This window comes from Streptococcus oralis (assembly GCF_001075675.1).
GTDB classification, from domain to species: domain Bacteria; phylum Bacillota; class Bacilli; order Lactobacillales; family Streptococcaceae; genus Streptococcus; species Streptococcus oralis_V.
This window is the reverse complement of sequence record NZ_JUNW01000046.1, coordinates 1-220: the sequence shown is the minus strand read 5'-3', so window position 1 is coordinate 220 and position 220 is coordinate 1. Positions and strand designations below refer to the sequence as shown.

The window sequence follows — 220 nt, the reverse complement described above, 5'->3', positions numbered from 1 at the left end:
ACTATTTGACAATGGTACAACTGTGAAAGAAGTACCAAATGTTGGTAAGTTCGAAGTGGATGCAGATGGTAAGGTAACCTTCACCCCAGATAAGCAATTCAAGGGGGAAACACCAGAACTTGAATTGACTCGTGTGGATGCCAACGGAACTCCTGTTACAGTCAAGTACCAAGCGGTGGTGAAAGAAGTAGTTCCAACCAGCACTAACGCAACCAGCACA

The 220-nt window shown here is 45.0% G+C and carries 1 protein-coding gene; it reads left to right on the top strand.

Annotated elements, in window-relative coordinates:
* On the top strand, window positions 1-220 hold a 220-nt coding region (locus ADM50_RS06715; RefSeq protein ID WP_049485002.1), incomplete at both ends, for a hypothetical protein.